General features: G+C 61.6%; 14 protein-coding genes. 6 read left to right on the plus strand and 8 right to left on the minus strand.

Annotated elements, in window-relative coordinates; genetic code table 11:
* Positions 1-19 precede the first annotated feature (19 nt).
* The 7 genes from mazG to UB23_RS24185 form a co-directional block, all read right to left on the minus strand.
* Complete coding sequence (gene mazG, locus UB23_RS24155) at positions 20-853, minus strand: nucleoside triphosphate pyrophosphohydrolase (RefSeq protein WP_045061770.1); 834 nt, start codon at positions 851-853, stop codon at positions 20-22.
* 143 nt (positions 854-996) lie between these two features.
* Positions 997-3,240: a GTP diphosphokinase gene (relA, locus tag UB23_RS24160; RefSeq protein ID WP_045061771.1), complete on the minus strand. Its 2,244-nt coding sequence runs from the start codon at positions 3,238-3,240 to the stop codon at positions 997-999.
* A gap of 74 nt (positions 3,241-3,314) precedes the next feature.
* Positions 3,315-4,715 (minus strand): 23S rRNA (uracil(1939)-C(5))-methyltransferase RlmD, encoded by a 1,401-nt coding sequence (gene rlmD / locus UB23_RS24165; RefSeq protein ID WP_045061772.1) that lies wholly within the window; start codon positions 4,713-4,715, stop codon positions 3,315-3,317.
* The gene (gene cysM, locus UB23_RS24170; RefSeq protein WP_045061773.1) at positions 4,715-5,617 is read right to left on the minus strand and encodes a cysteine synthase CysM; all 903 of its coding nucleotides are present in this window, start codon (positions 5,615-5,617) and stop codon (positions 4,715-4,717) included. The genes rlmD and cysM overlap by 1 nt, the downstream gene beginning before the upstream one ends.
* A gap of 108 nt (positions 5,618-5,725) precedes the next feature.
* Positions 5,726-6,748, minus strand: a complete 1,023-nt coding sequence (locus UB23_RS24175) for a PDDEXK nuclease domain-containing protein (RefSeq protein WP_045061774.1) — start codon at positions 6,746-6,748, stop codon at positions 5,726-5,728.
* 190 nt (positions 6,749-6,938) lie between these two features.
* A complete protein-coding gene (locus UB23_RS24180; RefSeq protein WP_045061775.1) occupies positions 6,939-8,375 on the minus strand; it encodes a sensor histidine kinase in 1,437 nt (478 codons plus the stop codon).
* On the minus strand, positions 8,362-9,084 hold the full coding sequence (locus UB23_RS24185) for a response regulator transcription factor (protein WP_045061776.1): 723 nt from the start codon (positions 9,082-9,084) through the stop codon (positions 8,362-8,364). Before UB23_RS24185 ends, UB23_RS24180 begins: the two co-directional genes overlap by 14 nt.
* Before the next feature lie 216 nt (positions 9,085-9,300).
* On the opposite strand from UB23_RS24185, the gene UB23_RS24190 reads away from it, so the two are divergent.
* From UB23_RS24190 to UB23_RS24205, 4 genes are all read left to right on the plus strand, one after another.
* Positions 9,301-12,054, plus strand: coding sequence for a response regulator (locus tag UB23_RS24190; protein ID WP_045061777.1), 2,754 nt, complete (start codon positions 9,301-9,303; stop codon positions 12,052-12,054).
* Between the two features lie 27 nt (positions 12,055-12,081).
* Entirely contained in the window at positions 12,082-13,074 is a 993-nt protein-coding gene (locus tag UB23_RS24195) for a 2-hydroxyacid dehydrogenase (RefSeq protein WP_045061778.1), read from the plus strand.
* 77 nt (positions 13,075-13,151) lie between these two features.
* Entirely contained in the window at positions 13,152-13,586 is a 435-nt protein-coding gene (locus UB23_RS24200) for a hypothetical protein (RefSeq protein ID WP_045061779.1), read from the plus strand.
* Positions 13,586-13,990, plus strand: coding sequence for an META domain-containing protein (locus tag UB23_RS24205; protein WP_045061780.1), 405 nt, complete (start codon positions 13,586-13,588; stop codon positions 13,988-13,990). Before UB23_RS24200 ends, UB23_RS24205 begins: the two co-directional genes overlap by 1 nt.
* 80 nt (positions 13,991-14,070) lie before the next feature.
* On the opposite strand, the gene UB23_RS24210 is transcribed toward UB23_RS24205, so the two are convergent.
* A complete protein-coding gene (locus UB23_RS24210; RefSeq protein WP_045061781.1) occupies positions 14,071-14,538 on the minus strand; it encodes a TlpA disulfide reductase family protein in 468 nt (155 codons plus the stop codon).
* 114 nt (positions 14,539-14,652) lie between these two features.
* On the opposite strand from UB23_RS24210, the gene arsC reads away from it, so the two are divergent.
* Both arsC and wrbA read left to right on the plus strand, forming a co-directional pair.
* Positions 14,653-15,006, plus strand: a complete 354-nt coding sequence (gene arsC, locus UB23_RS24215; RefSeq protein WP_045061782.1) for an arsenate reductase (glutaredoxin) — start codon at positions 14,653-14,655, stop codon at positions 15,004-15,006.
* Positions 15,003-15,599 carry an NAD(P)H:quinone oxidoreductase gene (gene wrbA, locus UB23_RS24220; RefSeq protein ID WP_045061783.1) on the plus strand — a complete coding sequence of 199 codons (597 nt, stop codon included), beginning with the start codon at positions 15,003-15,005 and terminating at the stop codon, positions 15,597-15,599. Before arsC ends, wrbA begins: the two co-directional genes overlap by 4 nt.

Genomic DNA, 15,599 nt, shown 5'->3' on the forward strand with positions numbered 1-15,599 from the left:
TACTCACTTAGGCAACTGCTCAACCGCAGTTGGGCATATTCTTTTCCTGGCGTTTGGCTTCGCCCCACAAGGCGTCCAACTCTTCGAGGGTGCAATCTTCCATGGGACGGTGGGTGTCGCGCAATGCCTGTTCGATGAATCGGAAGCGTCGTTCGAATTTGCCGTTGGCGCCGCGCAGTGCGGTTTCCGGATCGACCTTGAGGTGGCGCGCCAGATTAACCACGGAAAACAGCAGGTCGCCAACCTCATCGGCCACCGCCGCAGGGTCGTTATCGGCCATGGCCTGGAGCACTTCATCGAGTTCTTCACGAACCTTGTCCAATACCGGCAAGGCGTCCGGCCAGTCGAAACCGACCTGCGCTGCGCGCTTCTGCAATTTTGCCGAACGGGACAGTGCGGGCAACGCGGCAGGCACGTCATCGAGCAGTGACAGCTGCTGGGGCGTCGTGCACTGCTCGGCGCGCTCTTGGGCCTTGATCTCTTCCCAGCGCTGCTTGACCTGTTCCTCGCTCAAGCGCGGAACATCCAGCGGCGCGTACAGATCGCCAGTAGGGAACACGTGGGGATGACGGCGAATCAGCTTGCGGGTGATGCTATCGATGACGCCGGCGAATTCGAAGCGCCCTTCTTCCCGCGCCAGCTGGCTGTAGTAAACCACCTGGAACAGCAAATCCCCCAGTTCACCCTGCAAGTGATCGAAATCCCCCCGCTCAATGGCGTCGGCCACTTCGTAGGCTTCTTCGAGGGTGTGCGGGACGATGCTGGCGTAGGTTTGCTTGATGTCCCAAGGGCAACCGAACTGCGGGTCGCGCAGGCGGTTCATCAGGTGCAGCAGATCTTCAAGTGAATACATCAATCAATCTCTATCCGCTCTTTGTAGGAGCGAGCTTGCTCGCGATGAACCCGAGAGCGACGTGTTCATCCAGACAGCACGCGTTATCGTTGACGTCCATCGCGAGCAAGCTCGCTCCTACAGTAAAGAGTCAAGCCCCCAACTTAGGGGGTACGGTTACGCCGGGTTTCGATGATGTTCGGCAACTGGGAAATCCGCCCCAGCAACCGACCCAATGCATCCAGCCCCGGAATCTCGATGGTCAGGGACATCAGTGCGGTGTTGTCCTCTTTGTTCGAGCGGGTATTGACCGCCAGCACGTTGATCCGCTCGTTCAGCAACACCTGGGACACGTCACGCAGCAGACCGGAACGGTCGTAGGCGCGGATGATAATGTCCACCGGATAGGTGAGCACCGGCACCGGGCCCCAGCTGACCTGGATGATGCGCTCCGGCTCGCGCCCGCCCAGTTGCAGCACCGAGGCACAGTCCTGACGGTGAATGCTCACGCCACGCCCCTGAGTGATGTAACCGACGATGGCATCCCCCGGCAACGGCTGGCAGCAACCGGCCATTTGCGTCATCAGGTTGCCGACGCCCTGGATCTGGATGTCGCCGCGCTTGCCCGGTTTGTAGCCGGTGGCTTTGCGCGGGATCAGTTCCAGCTGCTCGTTGCCGCGTTCCGGCTCGACCAGTTGCTGCGCCAGGTTCACCAGTTGCGCCAGGCGCAAATCGCCGGCACCCAGGGCAGCGTACATGTCCTCGGCGGTTTTCATGTTGGCCTTGTCGGCCAGCTTGTCAAAATCCACCGCTGGCAGACCGAGGCGATTGAGTTCGCGTTCGAGCAGGGTTTTACCGGCCGCGACGTTCTGGTCGCGCGCCTGCAATTTGAACCAGTGAACGATTTTCGCCCGCGCCCGCGAAGTGGTCACGTAACCCAGGTTCGGGTTCAGCCAGTCGCGGCTCGGCGTGCCGTGCTTGCTGGTAATGATCTCGACCTGTTCGCCGGTCTGCAGGCTGTAGTTGAGCGGTACGATGCGCCCGTTGATCTTCGCGCCACGGCAGTTGTGGCCGATTTCGGTGTGCACGCGGTAGGCGAAGTCCAGCGGCGTCGCGCCTTTGGGCAAGTCGATGGCGTGACCGTCCGGGGTGAAGATGTAGACCCGGTCCGGCTCGATGTCGACCCGCAGTTGCTCGGCCAGACCACCGATATCGCCTAGCTCCTCATGCCACTCGAGCACCTGACGCAGCCAGGAGATTTTCTCTTCGTAGTGATTGGAACCGGACTTGACGTCGGTGCCCTTGTACTTCCAGTGCGCACACACGCCCAGCTCGGCTTCTTCGTGCATGGCGTGGGTGCGGATCTGCACTTCCAGCACCTTGCCCTCGGGGCCGATCACCGCCGTGTGCAGCGAGCGGTAGCCGTTCTCTTTCGGGTTGGCGATGTAGTCGTCGAATTCTTTCGGGATGTGCCGCCACAGGGTGTGGACGATGCCCAGCGCGGTGTAGCAATCGCGCATTTCCGGCACCAGCACTCGAACCGCGCGCACGTCGTAGATCTGGCTGAACTCCAGGCCTTTGCGCTGCATCTTGCGCCAGATCGAATAGATGTGTTTGGCCCGGCCACTGATGTCGGCATCGACACCGGTTGCCTGCAGCTCGACCTTCAGCTGGTTCATCACGTCGGCGATGAACCGCTCGCGATCCAGCCGGCGCTCGTGCAGCAACTTGGCAATCTGCTTGTACTGATCCGGCTCCAGGTAACGGAAGGACAGGTCCTCCAGCTCCCACTTGATATGGCCGATGCCCAGGCGGTGAGCCAGCGGCGCGTAGATGTCGAACACCTCGCGGGCCACCCGGTTGCGTTTCTCGTCGTCAGCGGTTTTCACCGCGCGGATCGCGCAGGTGCGTTCGGCCAGCTTGATCAGTGCCACACGGACGTCGTCGACCATCGCCACCAGCATCTTGCGCAGGTTTTCCACCTGGCCCTGGGTACCCAGCACCAGGGATTGCCGGGGGCTTAGGCTGGCGCTGATCGCCGCCATGCGCAGCACGCCGTCGATGAGTTTGGCGACGACCGGCCCAAACCGCTGGCTGACTGCCGGCAGCTCGATCTGGCCTTCGCGCACGCCGCGGTACAGCACCGCAGCCACCAACGAGTCCTGATCAAGCTTGAGGTCGGCGAGAATTTCGGCGATTTCAAGCCCGGTGCGAAAACTCGAAGTGCCTTCGGACCACAGGTTCTTCGCCGCATTGGCCTGTTGCTCGGACGCGCGGGCGAACTCGCACGCTTGCTTCAAGGCTTCGCGATCCAGTGCCAGATCGACACTGACCGCATGATCGAGCCAAGCCTCGAGATTGATACTGCCGTCGGTGTTGATCGGCTGGTGTGCTCTCACCTGTACCATCTTGCTTACCTTCCCTACGACGCAGATTCAATGCGTCAAATCGCTGACCTTTATTGCCGGGTACGCTCGTGGGGCTAATTCGAGCGCTGTACGGGCGGGTCAGTCGGACCAGACGAGCCGTCCTGGCTCGCTTCAAATAACGCCATGGCCTCGACATGTGCCGTCTGAGGAAACATATCGAGAATCCCGGCACGTTTTAACCGGTAGCCCTGCTTGATCAATTCGACCGTGTCACGCGCCAGCGTTGCCGGGTTGCACGACACATATACCAGGCGCTCGGCGCCCAGCGCCTTGAGCTTGCGCACAACCTCATAGGCACCGTCACGCGGTGGGTCCAAGAGTACCGCACAAAAGCCTTCGACTGCCCACTCGGCATCAGTCAAAGGCTGGGATAAATCGGCCTGAAAAAAATGAGTGTTATGCAGATTGTTGCAAGCTGCGTTGGCGGCTGCACGCTCGACCATGGTCTGCACACCCTCCACCGCCACCACTTCGCGCACCACCTTGGCCAATGGCAGGGCAAAGTTGCCCAGGCCACAGAACAGGTCAAGTACCCGCTCATCCGGCTGCGGCTTCAGCCAATCCAGTGCTTGGGCGACCATGGCCTCGTTGACGCCGGCATTGACCTGAACGAAGTCGCCGGGTCGGTAGGCCAGTTCCAGATCCCAGCGCTCCAGGCGATAGCCCAGGGACTGATCGGCATTCACCGGTTGCGGCTCGCCTTCACCCTGCAGCCACAGTTGCGCGCCATGGAAAGCGCAGAACTCCTTGAGAATGGTCAGGTCCGCCTCGGACAACGGCGCCATGTGCCGCAGCAGCACCGCCAGCGAGGAGCCACTGAACAGTTCAACATGCCCCAGCGCCTGAGGTTTGCTCAAGCGCCGCAACATTTCCGGCAATCGCGTCATGATCGGCTGCAAGGGCTGTACCAGCACCGGACATTCGCTGATTGCAACGATGTCCTGACTGCCAGCAGCACGGAAACCGACTTCGAGTTTCCTGGCTTTCATGTCCCAACGCACCGCCACTCGGGCGCGACGCCGGTAACCGAATTCCGGACCGCTCAACGGCGCTGCCCACTCCTGAGGTTCGACACCGGCGACCTTGGATAATTGCTCGGCCAGCATGCGTTGTTTCAGTGCAAGCTGTTCGTCATGGGGCAGGTGCTGCACGCTGCAGCCACCACAGCGACCGAAGTGTGGGCAAGGTGCAGGGCGGCGCAGCTCACTGGCCTGGAACACCCGCTCGGTACGCGCCTCCACCACCTTGCCGTGAGTACCGAGCACTCGCGCTTCAACTTCTTCACCCGCCAAGGCCCCCAGGACAAACCAGGTGCGACCTTCAAAAAATGCGATCCCGCGGCCGTCATTGGCCAGGCGCTCGATCGTCAGACGCTGCTTCTTGCCAGTCGGGATCTGGGGTGCCTTGCTGCCGCCTGTCGGCTGGAAGCGCAGGCCTCTCTCGTGCTTGGCCATCAGTTGGCCGCGTCGAAAATGCCGGTCGACAGGTAACGGTCGCCACGGTCGCAGATGATCGCAACGATCACCGCGTTTTCAACTTCTTTGGACAGGCGCAGCATCGCTGCCACCGCACCGCCCGAGGACACGCCGCAGAAAATGCCTTCTTCACGAGCCAGGCGACGGGTCACGTCCTCGGCTTCGGCTTGCGCCATGTCGACGATGCGGTCCACGCGATCAGCCTGGTAGATTTTTGGCAGGTATTCCTGCGGCCAGCGGCGGATACCTGGGATGGCCGAGCCTTCCATCGGTTGCAGGCCGACGATCTGCACGCTGTCGCTCTGCTCTTTGAGATAGCGCGAAACGCCCATGATGGTGCCGGTGGTGCCCATGGAGCTGACGAAATGGGTAATGGTGCCTTGGGTCTGGCGCCAGATTTCCGGGCCGGTCGTGGTGTAGTGCGCTTCAGGATTGTCGCCGTTGGCGAACTGGTCCAGCACTTTGCCCCGACCTTCGGCTTCCATGCGCTGGGCCAGGTCACGTGCGCCTTCCATGCCTTCTTCCTGGGTTACCAGAATAAGTTCGGCACCGTAGGCGGTCATGGCGGCCTTGCGTTCGGCACTGGAGTTGTCCGGCATGATCAGGATCATCTGGTAACCCTTGATCGCGGCCGCCATCGCCAGCGCGATCCCGGTATTACCCGAAGTTGCCTCGATCAGCGTGTCGCCAGGCTGAATCTGCCCGCGCAATTCTGCACGGGTGATCATCGACAGCGCAGGACGGTCCTTGACCGAACCCGCCGGGTTGTTCCCTTCCAGCTTGAGCAGAAGAGTATTGCTGGTGGCGCCAGGCAGGCGCTGCAAACGAACCAGCGGGGTGTTGCCGACGCAATCGGCGATGGTTGGGTACTGCAATGTCATGGCGTATTCGCAATCCAGACTGCGGGGGCGCCCATCATACCGGCAAACCCGCAAAGGCCATATCACGCAAAGTGCAGTGCTTATGGCTTGTGGGAATAAGCAGCTAATTCAACATCCTGACGACTGCGTCGTGTTCAAGACGTAAAACTCATGCAGCTTGGCTTGCAACAACTGTTTGTCGGGCAGCTGGACCTGGTACTCCGCGATCAGCGCCGGAGAGAGGCTTCGATTAAGCGCGTACTCAACTACTTCGTCATCCTTGCTGGCACAAAGCAAGACACCTATCGCCGGGTTCTCGTGGGATTTACGCTCATGGCGATCCAGTGCCTCCAGATAAAAGTCCAGCTTACCAAGATATTCCGGCTCGAAACGACCGACTTTGAGCTCGATCGCCACAAGACAGTTGAGGCTGCGGTGGAAAAACAACAGATCAAGCGAGAAATCTCTCCCGCCGACTTGGAGCGGATACTCAGAGCCGACGAAGCAGAAATCGCGGCCGAGTTCGATCAGGAATTCCTTAAGGCGAGCCAGTAGCCCGTGATGCAAATCGGTCTCGGCATGGGCGCCCGACAGGCCGAGAAACTCAACCATGTATGCGTCACGGAAGATTTCCAACGCTGAGGGATGAGTTTTTCTCAGCGCGGCCGACACCTTCGCCGGCTCAGTGATGCTTCGTTCAAACAAGGCAGCTTTGAACTGTCGCTCCAGCTCACGCTTCGACCATTTTTCCTGGACGGTCATCCGCAGGTAAAATTCGCGTTCTTCCGGATGTTTGCTCTGACTCAGGATGACAATGTTGTGGGTCCAGGGTAATTGTCTCACCAGCGGTGAGACAATTACGTCATCGCGATATGTCTCATAGAACTGGCGCATGCGGAACAGATTTGGCCGGGTAAATCCACGCAATCCAGGCTGTGTCCAAGCCAAATGCTCGGCCAACTGGCTGATCACCGCATCGCCCCATTCAGCTTGCTCCTGCTTTCGACTGATATACGCACCGACCTGCCAATACAACTCGATCAGACAGGTGTTCACCGCTCGCATCGACTGTTGTCGAGCAGAATTAATCAGCTCCAACACTTCATCGAAACGGTCGTCGGAGGCGTTGCCGGGGACGGTACTTTCATTCATACCAGGCTCCATGGGGACAGTTATAGGCGAGAGCTTAAACCGTCAAGGAAGCTGGAAAATGCCAGCGACATCCTTTGGGAAATATCTTACAAAAAAACAGGAGCATTCCGGCATTCCAGTGGGGCCAGTAACGGCCTCTTAAGAGCAAGTCGAATCTTTGCACCGCCGCTCACACGGCGATTTGCGTCGTTCAGATGACTTGTGACCGACGCGGGTGCACTGTGGGAGTAGCGCAAGGAGCGGGCTCGCCCGCGAAGACAGCTGCGCTGACAGCGCCTTCATCCGCCACCAGTCGCATATTCAGCCGCAAACCAGTCCCGGTATTCTGCGCCCAGATACTTCCGCCCTGGCGCTGCACGGCATTGCGCGCGATGCTCAGGCCCAGGCCGAATCCGCCGTTGCCCGGGCGCGAACCGTCGAGCCGGGTGAAGGGTGAGAAGATTCGCTCAAGATCGGTTTCAGCCACGCCGCCGCCCTGATCCTCCAGCCACAGGTGCCAGAAGTTGCCGTCGCGCCGGCCTCCCAGGGTCACCACTGCTCCTTGGGGCGAATGGCGGATGGCGTTGCGCAGGATATTTTCCACCGCCTGGGCCAGGGTGTTGAGGTTGCCACGCACCCAACAGGAGGCATCCACGGTGCACACCAATTGCCCGCTCGGCCAGCAGCTCTCGTAGCAGGCATTTTCCGTGAGCATCTCCCACAGTGCCTGAATCTGGATCGCTTCATCGGGCAACGGTGCGCGCTCTGTGTCGAGCCACGCCAGCTGCAGGGTGTCCTCGACCAGCCGCTGCATGCCATCGACTTCCCGACCGATACGCTCGCGCAGTTGCGCCAGGTCCTGCTCGCTGTCGCTGGCCACCCGCAGGCGGCTCAGGGGCGTACGCAATTCGTGGGACAGATCGCGCAGCAGTTGCTGCTGCAGGGCCACTGTGCCCTGCAACCGCTCGGACATGTGATCGAAGGCGCGGCCCAGCTCTCCCAATTCATCCTGTCGATCAGTGGTGCGGCTCGACAGGCGCACGCCCAACTGGTCGGCACGCCAGGCATTGGCCTGTTCACGCAGGTTGTTCAGCGGTACCACCAGCAGGCGATACAGCCCGACGCACAGCAGCAAAGTGAACAGCCCGGGAATCACGCCATTGGTGATGACCCGCCAAAACAGCCGATACTGGCCAGGTACAAAACGTTGCGGCAACTCGATCACCAGGCTGCCCGCGGACGAGTCGCCAGGAAAGGGTACTCGCAGCCACGGCAGGCCTTTCTTGTGGATGGGCCAGTCGAGGCCGCGCAGAAAGGTCAGGTGCTGGATCTCTTTGTCCGTCAGCTCCTGGCTGCTTAACGACTGCAGATCCCCACTGATGACGCCGACCCACCCCGCTTCACGCTGGCGAATGCCCTGCAACCAGCTATCGACGCCGGTCTGCTGGCCCTGCTCCCAGGCGCGCTCGGCCTCGGCGGCGTAGCGCGTCAAGGTGCCCCGGGCTTCATCAGAAAGAAACTGATTGCGCTGTTCCATGTAGCGGCCCCAGGACCAGCTCAGCCAGATCATCAGCAAGCAGAACGCCACCAGCAAAAACGCCAGTTTCCAGAATAGCGAATGCCGCCCCGGCAGGTCAGACCACTTCATCAGCAGCACTCAAGACATAGCCTTTGCCCCAGACCGTGCGTACTTCGCGTTCCAAATAGTCGATGGCCTTGAGTTTGCGGCGAATCTGGCTGATGTGCATATCCAGGCTGCGATCGTGGGCGGCATAGCCGCGCTGCAGGACTTGCTGATAAAGGAAGGCCTTGCTCAATACTTCATCGCCGTTGCGGTTCAAGGTTTCCAGCAGGCGGTACTCGCTGCGAGTCAGGCCTGCGGCCCGATCCCGATAGACGACGTCAAAGCAGCCGTCGTCGAACCGCAGGCAGTCGGCCGCAGGCGCAGGGGCGACCGGCGCCGGTCGACGGTCCAGCGCCCCCCGCCGCAATATCGCTTCGATACGCACCCGCAACTCCGCCATGCTGAACGGTTTGGGCAGGTAATCATCAGCCCCCAGCCGAAAGCCACTGATGCGATCGGCTTCCGCCCCGAGCGCCGACATCAGCAGCACCGGAGTCGAATGGCTCTCGCGCAACTGGGTCAGCGCCTTGAGCCCGTCCAGGCCTGGCAGCAGAATATCCATCAGCACTACGTCGAAGCGTTGCTCACGCGCCAGGTCCAGCCCCTCCTGGCCGTTTTGGCACCAGGTCACCTGGAAGCCGCTGCGCTCAAGATGCTCGTGCACATAGGCACCGAGAACGAGGTCGTCTTCGATGGAAAGTATGCGCGGATGATCGCTAGAGATGGGAGTCATGAGTATCTGCAAATAATTCTCAGTTGACAGATTATTCAAGATTGCCTCGCCAGGGGCAACACAAGCTTCGCCCCGGACCTCAATAGGCTGAGTGGGCCGACGAATGACCGGCACAATTTTTACGGGGATCGGCCGCGAGCAAATCGCTACACTGCGCAGGTGGCGCGTACCGGACGTAAGCGCAGGTCATTAAATCGCTGGATGCAGGAGAGATGCGTGCTCAAGAAACTGGGAATAAAAGGCCGTGTATTGCTGCTGACGCTGTTGCCGACCAGCCTGATGGCACTGGTTCTGGGCGGCTACTTCATCTGGATGCAGCAGTCCGACCTGCAAACCCAGCTGATGCAGCGCGGCGAAATGATCGCCGAGCAACTGGCGCCACTGGTCGCCCCCGCCATGGGTCACCACAACAACGAGCTGCTCGAACGCATCGCCACCCAGTCGCTGGAGCAGCAGGACGTGCGCGCGGTCACCTTCCTCGCCGCCGACCGCACGCCGCTGGCTCACGCCGGCCCGACCATGCTCAATCAGGCCCCCCTGGGCGACGGCTCACAACTGCTGCGCCGCAGCGGCAATGACGCGACGCGCTACCTGCTGCCGGTCTTCGGCAAGCACCGCAACCTGGCCGGCGACCTGATCCCCGACGAGGCTGATCGCCTGCTCGGCTGGGTTGAACTCGAACTGTCCCACAATGGCATGCTGCTGCGTGGTTATCGCAGCCTGTTTGCCAGCCTGCTGCTGATTGTCGCGGGCCTGGGCGGTGCGGCGCTGCTGGCCTTGCGCATGGGCCGTACCATCAACCGCCCGATCGGCCAGATCAAGCAGGCCGTGGCGCAACTCAAGGACGGCCACCTGGAGACCCGCCTGCCACCCCTCGGCAGTCAGGAGCTGGACGAACTGGCGGCGGGCATCAACCGTATGGCCGGGACCCTGCAAAACGCCCAGGAAGAACTCCAGCACAGCGTCGACCAGGCCACCGAAGACGTGCGCCAGAACCTGGAAACCATCGAAATCCAGAACATCGAGCTGGACCTGGCGCGCAAGGAAGCCCTGGAAGCGAGCCGGATCAAGTCCGAGTTCCTGGCCAACATGAGCCATGAGATCCGCACCCCGCTCAACGGCATCCTGGGTTTCACGCACTTGCTGCAAAAAAGCGAATTGACCCCGCGGCAACTCGACTACCTGGGCACCATCGAAAAGTCCGCCGACAGTCTGCTGGGCATCATCAACGAGATTCTCGACTTCTCCAAGATCGAAGCCGGCAAGCTGGTGCTCGACCATATTCCGTTCAACCTGCGCGACCTGTTGCAGGACACCCTGACCATCCTCGCCCCCGCCGCCCACGCCAAACAGCTGGAGCTGGTCAGCCTGGTTTATCGCGACACGCCGTTGTCGCTGGTAGGCGATCCGCTGCGACTCAAGCAGATCCTCACCAACCTGGTGAGCAATGCAATCAAGTTCACCCGCGAAGGCACCATCGTCGCCCGTGCCATGCTCGAAGATGAGCATGAAGACAGCGTGCAACTGCGCATCAGTATTCAGGACACCGGCATCGGCCTGTCGAGCCAGGACGTACGCGCCTTGTTCCAGGCCTTCAGCCAGGCCGACAACTCACTGTCGCGGCAACCCGGCGGCACCGGCCTGGGCCTGGTGATCTCCAAGCGCCTGATCGAGCAGATGGGCGGCGAGATCGGCGTCGACAGCACCCCGGGCGAAGGCTCGGAATTCTGGATCAGCCTGAGCCTGCCCAAGACCCGCGACGACGCCGAGGACCTGCCCGGCCCGCCGCTGCTGGGGCGCCGCGTTGCGGTGCTGGAGAACCATGAGCTGGCGCGCCAGGCCCTGCAGCATCAACTGGAAGACTGCGGTCTTGCGGTGACGCCTTTCAACACGCTGGAAAGCCTGGCCAATGGCGTGACCGGTGTGCACCAGACCGAGCAGGCGATCGACCTCGCTGTGTTGGGCATTACCAGCAAAGACATGCCACCCGAACGCCTCAACCAGCACATCTGGGACCTCGAACACCTGGGCTGCAAAGTGCTGGTGCTGTGCCCGACCACCGAACAGACGCTGTTCCACCTGTCCGTGCCCAACCCCCACAGTCAGCTCCAGGCCAAACCGGCCTGCACCCGCAAACTGCGACGGGCGCTGTCCGACCTGGTCAACCCGCGCCACATCCGCAGCGAGCCGGACGAGCCGTTGTCCAGTCGGGCGCCCAAAGTGCTGTGTGTCGACGACAACCCGGCCAACCTGTTGCTGGTGCAAACCCTGCTCGAAGACATGGGCGCCAAGGTGCTGGCGGTGGAAAGTGGCTTTGCTGCAATCAAGGCGGTACAGAGCGAGACCTTCGATTTGGTGCTCATGGATGTGCAAATGCCCGGGATGGATGGGCGCCAGAGCACAGAAGCGATTCGCCAATGGGAGAGTGAGCGCCACTGCACGCCGCTGCCGATCGTCGCGCTGACTGCCCATGCCATGGCCAACGAAAAACGCGCCCTGCTGCAAAGCGGCATGGATGACTACCTGACCAAGCCGATCAGTGAGCGGCAACTGGCGCAGGTGGTGTTGAAGTGGAGTGGCCTGGCCCTGCGCAATCAGGGGCCCGAACGCGCGGGCGATCGACACAGCGGCGCCCCGGAACTGCAGGTGCTCGATCACGAGGAAGGCTTGCGCCTGGCTGCCGGCAAGGCAGACCTGGCGGCGGATATGCTGGCCATGTTGCTCGCGTCCCTGGAAGCCGACCGCGAAGCCATTCGGTTTGCCCGGGACATCGACGACCACAACGCGCTGATCGAGCGGGTCCACCGGCTGCATGGTGCGACCCGCTACTGTGGCGTGCCGCAATTGCGCGCCGCCTGCCAACGCAGCGAAACCCTGCTCAAGCAGCAAGACCCGCGCGCCTACAGTGCCCTCGAGGAGCTCGACCGGGCGATCAATCGCCTGGCGGCACAGGCCCGCATCAACGCCTGACCGAACGCTGATCAACCGGAGGATCCGATGCGCACCCTTTTATTCAGCAGCCAGACCTACGACCGCGACAGTTTTCTCGCCGCCGAGCTCCCCGCCGACCTCGAACTGCAGTTTCAACCCGCGCGCCTGAGCATCGATACAGTGGCCCTGGCTGAAGACCACGAGGTGGTTTGCGCCTTCATCAATGATGACCTCAGCGCGCCCGTGCTCGAACGCCTCGCTGCGGGAGGCACGCGCCTGATCGCGCTGCGCTCGGCCGGCTACAACCACGTCGACCTGGCCGCGGCCAAGCGTCTGGACCTGCCCGTCGTGCGCGTGCCCGCCTACTCGCCGCATGCCGTGGCCGAACACGCGGTAGCGCTGATCCTGGCGCTCAATCGGCGCCTGCACCGCGCCTACAACCGCACCCGCGAAGGGGATTTCAGCCTGCACGGCCTGACCGGCTTCGATCTGGTGGGCAAAACCGTCGGCATTGTCGGCACCGGGCAGATCGGTGCGACTTTGGCGAAAATCATGCACGGGTTTGGCTGCCAGTTGCTGGCGTATGACCCCTACCCCAACCCGCAGGTCGAAGCCCTCGGCGCTCGCTACCTGAGCCTGCCGCAATTGCTCGCCGAGTCGCAGATCATCAGCCTGCACTGCCCGCTCAACGACCAGAGCAAGCACCTGATCAACCGTGAATCACTGGCGCACATGCAACCCGGCGCCATGCTGATCAACACCGGGCGCGGTGGCCTGGTGGATACGCCGGCACTGATTGACGCACTCAAGGATGGGCAACTGGGTTACCTGGGCCTGGATGTCTATGAAGAGGAGGCGCAACTTTTTTTCGAGGACCGCTCCGACCTGCCGTTGCAGGATGACGTGCTGGCGCGGCTGCTGACCTTTCCGAACGTGATCATTACCGCGCACCAGGCCTTCCTGACGCGCGAAGCATTGGGCGCGATTGCCGCCACTACATTGCAGAATATTGCCGCGTGGGCGGCCGGAACCCCGCAAAATCAGGTGGATGCCGGTTGAACCGGATCGAAGGTCGAAGGCCCACACCATGATCAGCGGATGTCCGTGCTAGCATGCCGCGCATATTTGGAGGACCCATGGTCGAACACGATTTCCGCTATACCCTGATGAACCCGCAGCACACCCTCACCGAATGCCGCGCCCTGGTCCCAGGGCGTTATCAGGTCACCGGCAACGGTGGCTCGATTCGCAACAATGACGTGCTGGTCGTGACGCTCAAAGGCAGCAAGGACCTGGCCATGCGCCTGACCGTGGAAACGGTTCGCCACCTGATCAACCCACCCGGGCAATGGGTGGCGGTGGCCAGTGGCCCGGTGTTCGGCGAACTGGCGATCCACACCTGGAAAGTCAACTGCGACAGTTGTGCCAAAGAGCTGAGTTTCGAGTTTGCAGTCGACGCCAAGCTGGGCAACAAGGCTGAAAAGCCAGCTGCCACTGCGCGGATCGCCGAGTTGGGCTGGAGCACTGTCGGTCAGAAGCACCTGTGCCCGAAATGCCAGGAGCCTGCGTGATGAAACGCCTTGCCCTGACCGCATTGGTTGGCGCCAGCCTGCTGGGCTGCGCCGCTCAACCGGTGCAACTGCAACAGAACCGCAGCTACATTCTGGAGTGGATCGGCGAACGTCCTTTGATGGACTACAGCCACCTGACCATCACCCTGGGTGAAGACGGTCGTGCCTATGGCAATGGCGGCTGCAACCACTGGTTCGCGCCCTACACCCTGGAAGGCGACAAGCTGAGCTTCGGCAAGGTCGGCAGCACCCGCAAACTCTGCGCGCCGGCGTTGATGGAGCAGGAGAAACGTTTCCTCCAGGCCCTGGAGCACGTGCAGCGCTGGGATGTGTCACCGATCGACCAGGTGCGCTTCTGGCCGGCTGAAGGCAAGCCGATGCGCTGGTGGCTTGAAGAGGGTTAAATCCTGAAAAGATCGCAGCCTTCGGAGACCGCTGAACACCGTAGGAGCTGCCGAAGGCTGCGATCTATTCCTGAGCCCCCTTAATTCCTGGCCTGCAACGCCTCCAGCTTCGCCAGCAGCCCCGCCGCTGTCTGCTCACCCATCAATTGCTCACGCACCTTGCCCTTGTCGTCGATGATGTAGGTCACCGGCAACGCCTCGCTACGCGGCACCTCGAACAGCTCTGCAGGATCCTGTGCCAGCACCGTGAAGCCGATGCCCAGCTTCTCACTGGCGCTTTTCAGTTCTTCGCCCTGCACGTTATCGAAGTTGACCCCGAACACGCCGATGTTTTTGTCCTTGAGCTGCTCGGCCAGGGCATTGAGTTCTGGAATCTCGGTGCGGCACGGCCCGCACCACTCGGCCCAGTAGTTGAGCACCAGCCATTGTTTGTCCAGACGCTCGGCAGCCACTTTCCGGCCGTTCTGGTCGACCCCGTAATCGTTGCCACACCCCCCCAGCAATAATGTGCCGATGATCACCAGTGTCGCTGCCAGTCGTCTGTTCATGTCGTGATCCTTGTCAAAAAAAGAATACTGCCGCGACCCATTGCCTCCCGAGGTTCTGGAATACGCGCCGCACAGTTAGAATAGCCGCCACCTTACGCAAGATGCGACCCGCACATGACCGATCTGACGCTTTATCACAACCCGCGCTGCTCGAAATCCCGCGGTGCGCTCGAACTGCTCCAGGCCCGCGGCCTGACACCTGAGGTAGTGCGCTACCTGGAAACGCCGCTGGACGCCGCGCAAATCCAGAGCCTGCTGAAAAAACTCGGCATCGGCGCCCGGCAACTGCTGCGCTCCGGCGAGGACGAATACAAGACCCTCAACCTGGCCGACGCCAGCCTCAGCGAAGCACAATTGATCGCAGCCATCGCCGCGCACCCGAAGCTGATGGAGCGGCCGATTCTTGAGGTAGGCGACAAAGCCGTGATCGGCCGGCCACCGGAGAACGTGCTGGAGTTGCTGCCGTGAGCGCGCCGTACATTCTGGTGCTGTATTACAGCCGCAGTGGCTCGACCAATGAAATGGCCCGGCAGATCGCCCGTGGCGTTGAGCAGTCCGGGATGGAGGCTCGCTTGCGAACTGTCCCGGCGATCTCCACCGAATGCGAGGCCGTATCGCCAGATATTCCGGCAGAAGGTGCGCTGTATGCGAGCCTCGACGACCTGAAAAACTGCGCAGGCCTGGCGCTTGGCAGCCCGACTCGCTTTGGCAACATGGCCGCGCCACTCAAGTATTTTCTCGACGGCACCAGCAACCTGTGGCTGACCGGCGCTTTGGTCGGCAAGCCGGCCGGTGTATTCACTTCCACCGCGAGCCTTCATGGCGGCCAGGAAACCACGCTGCTCTCGATGATGCTGCCGTTGCTGCACCACGGCATGTTGATCACCGGCCTGCCGTACAGCGAATCGGCCCTGCTGGAAACCCGCGGAGGCGGTACGCCCTATGGTGCCAGTCACCACGCCGGGGCAGATGGCAAAAGCGGCCTGAATGAACACGAAGTGGCGCTGTGCCGGGCGTTGGGCCTGCGGCTGGCAAAGACTGCGCAAAAGCTGGGGAACTGA

Origin of the sequence: Pseudomonas sp. ES3-33 (genome assembly GCF_000952175.1) — a bacterium.
Taxonomy (GTDB): Bacteria; Pseudomonadota; Gammaproteobacteria; order Pseudomonadales; family Pseudomonadaceae; genus Aquipseudomonas; species Aquipseudomonas gregormendelii.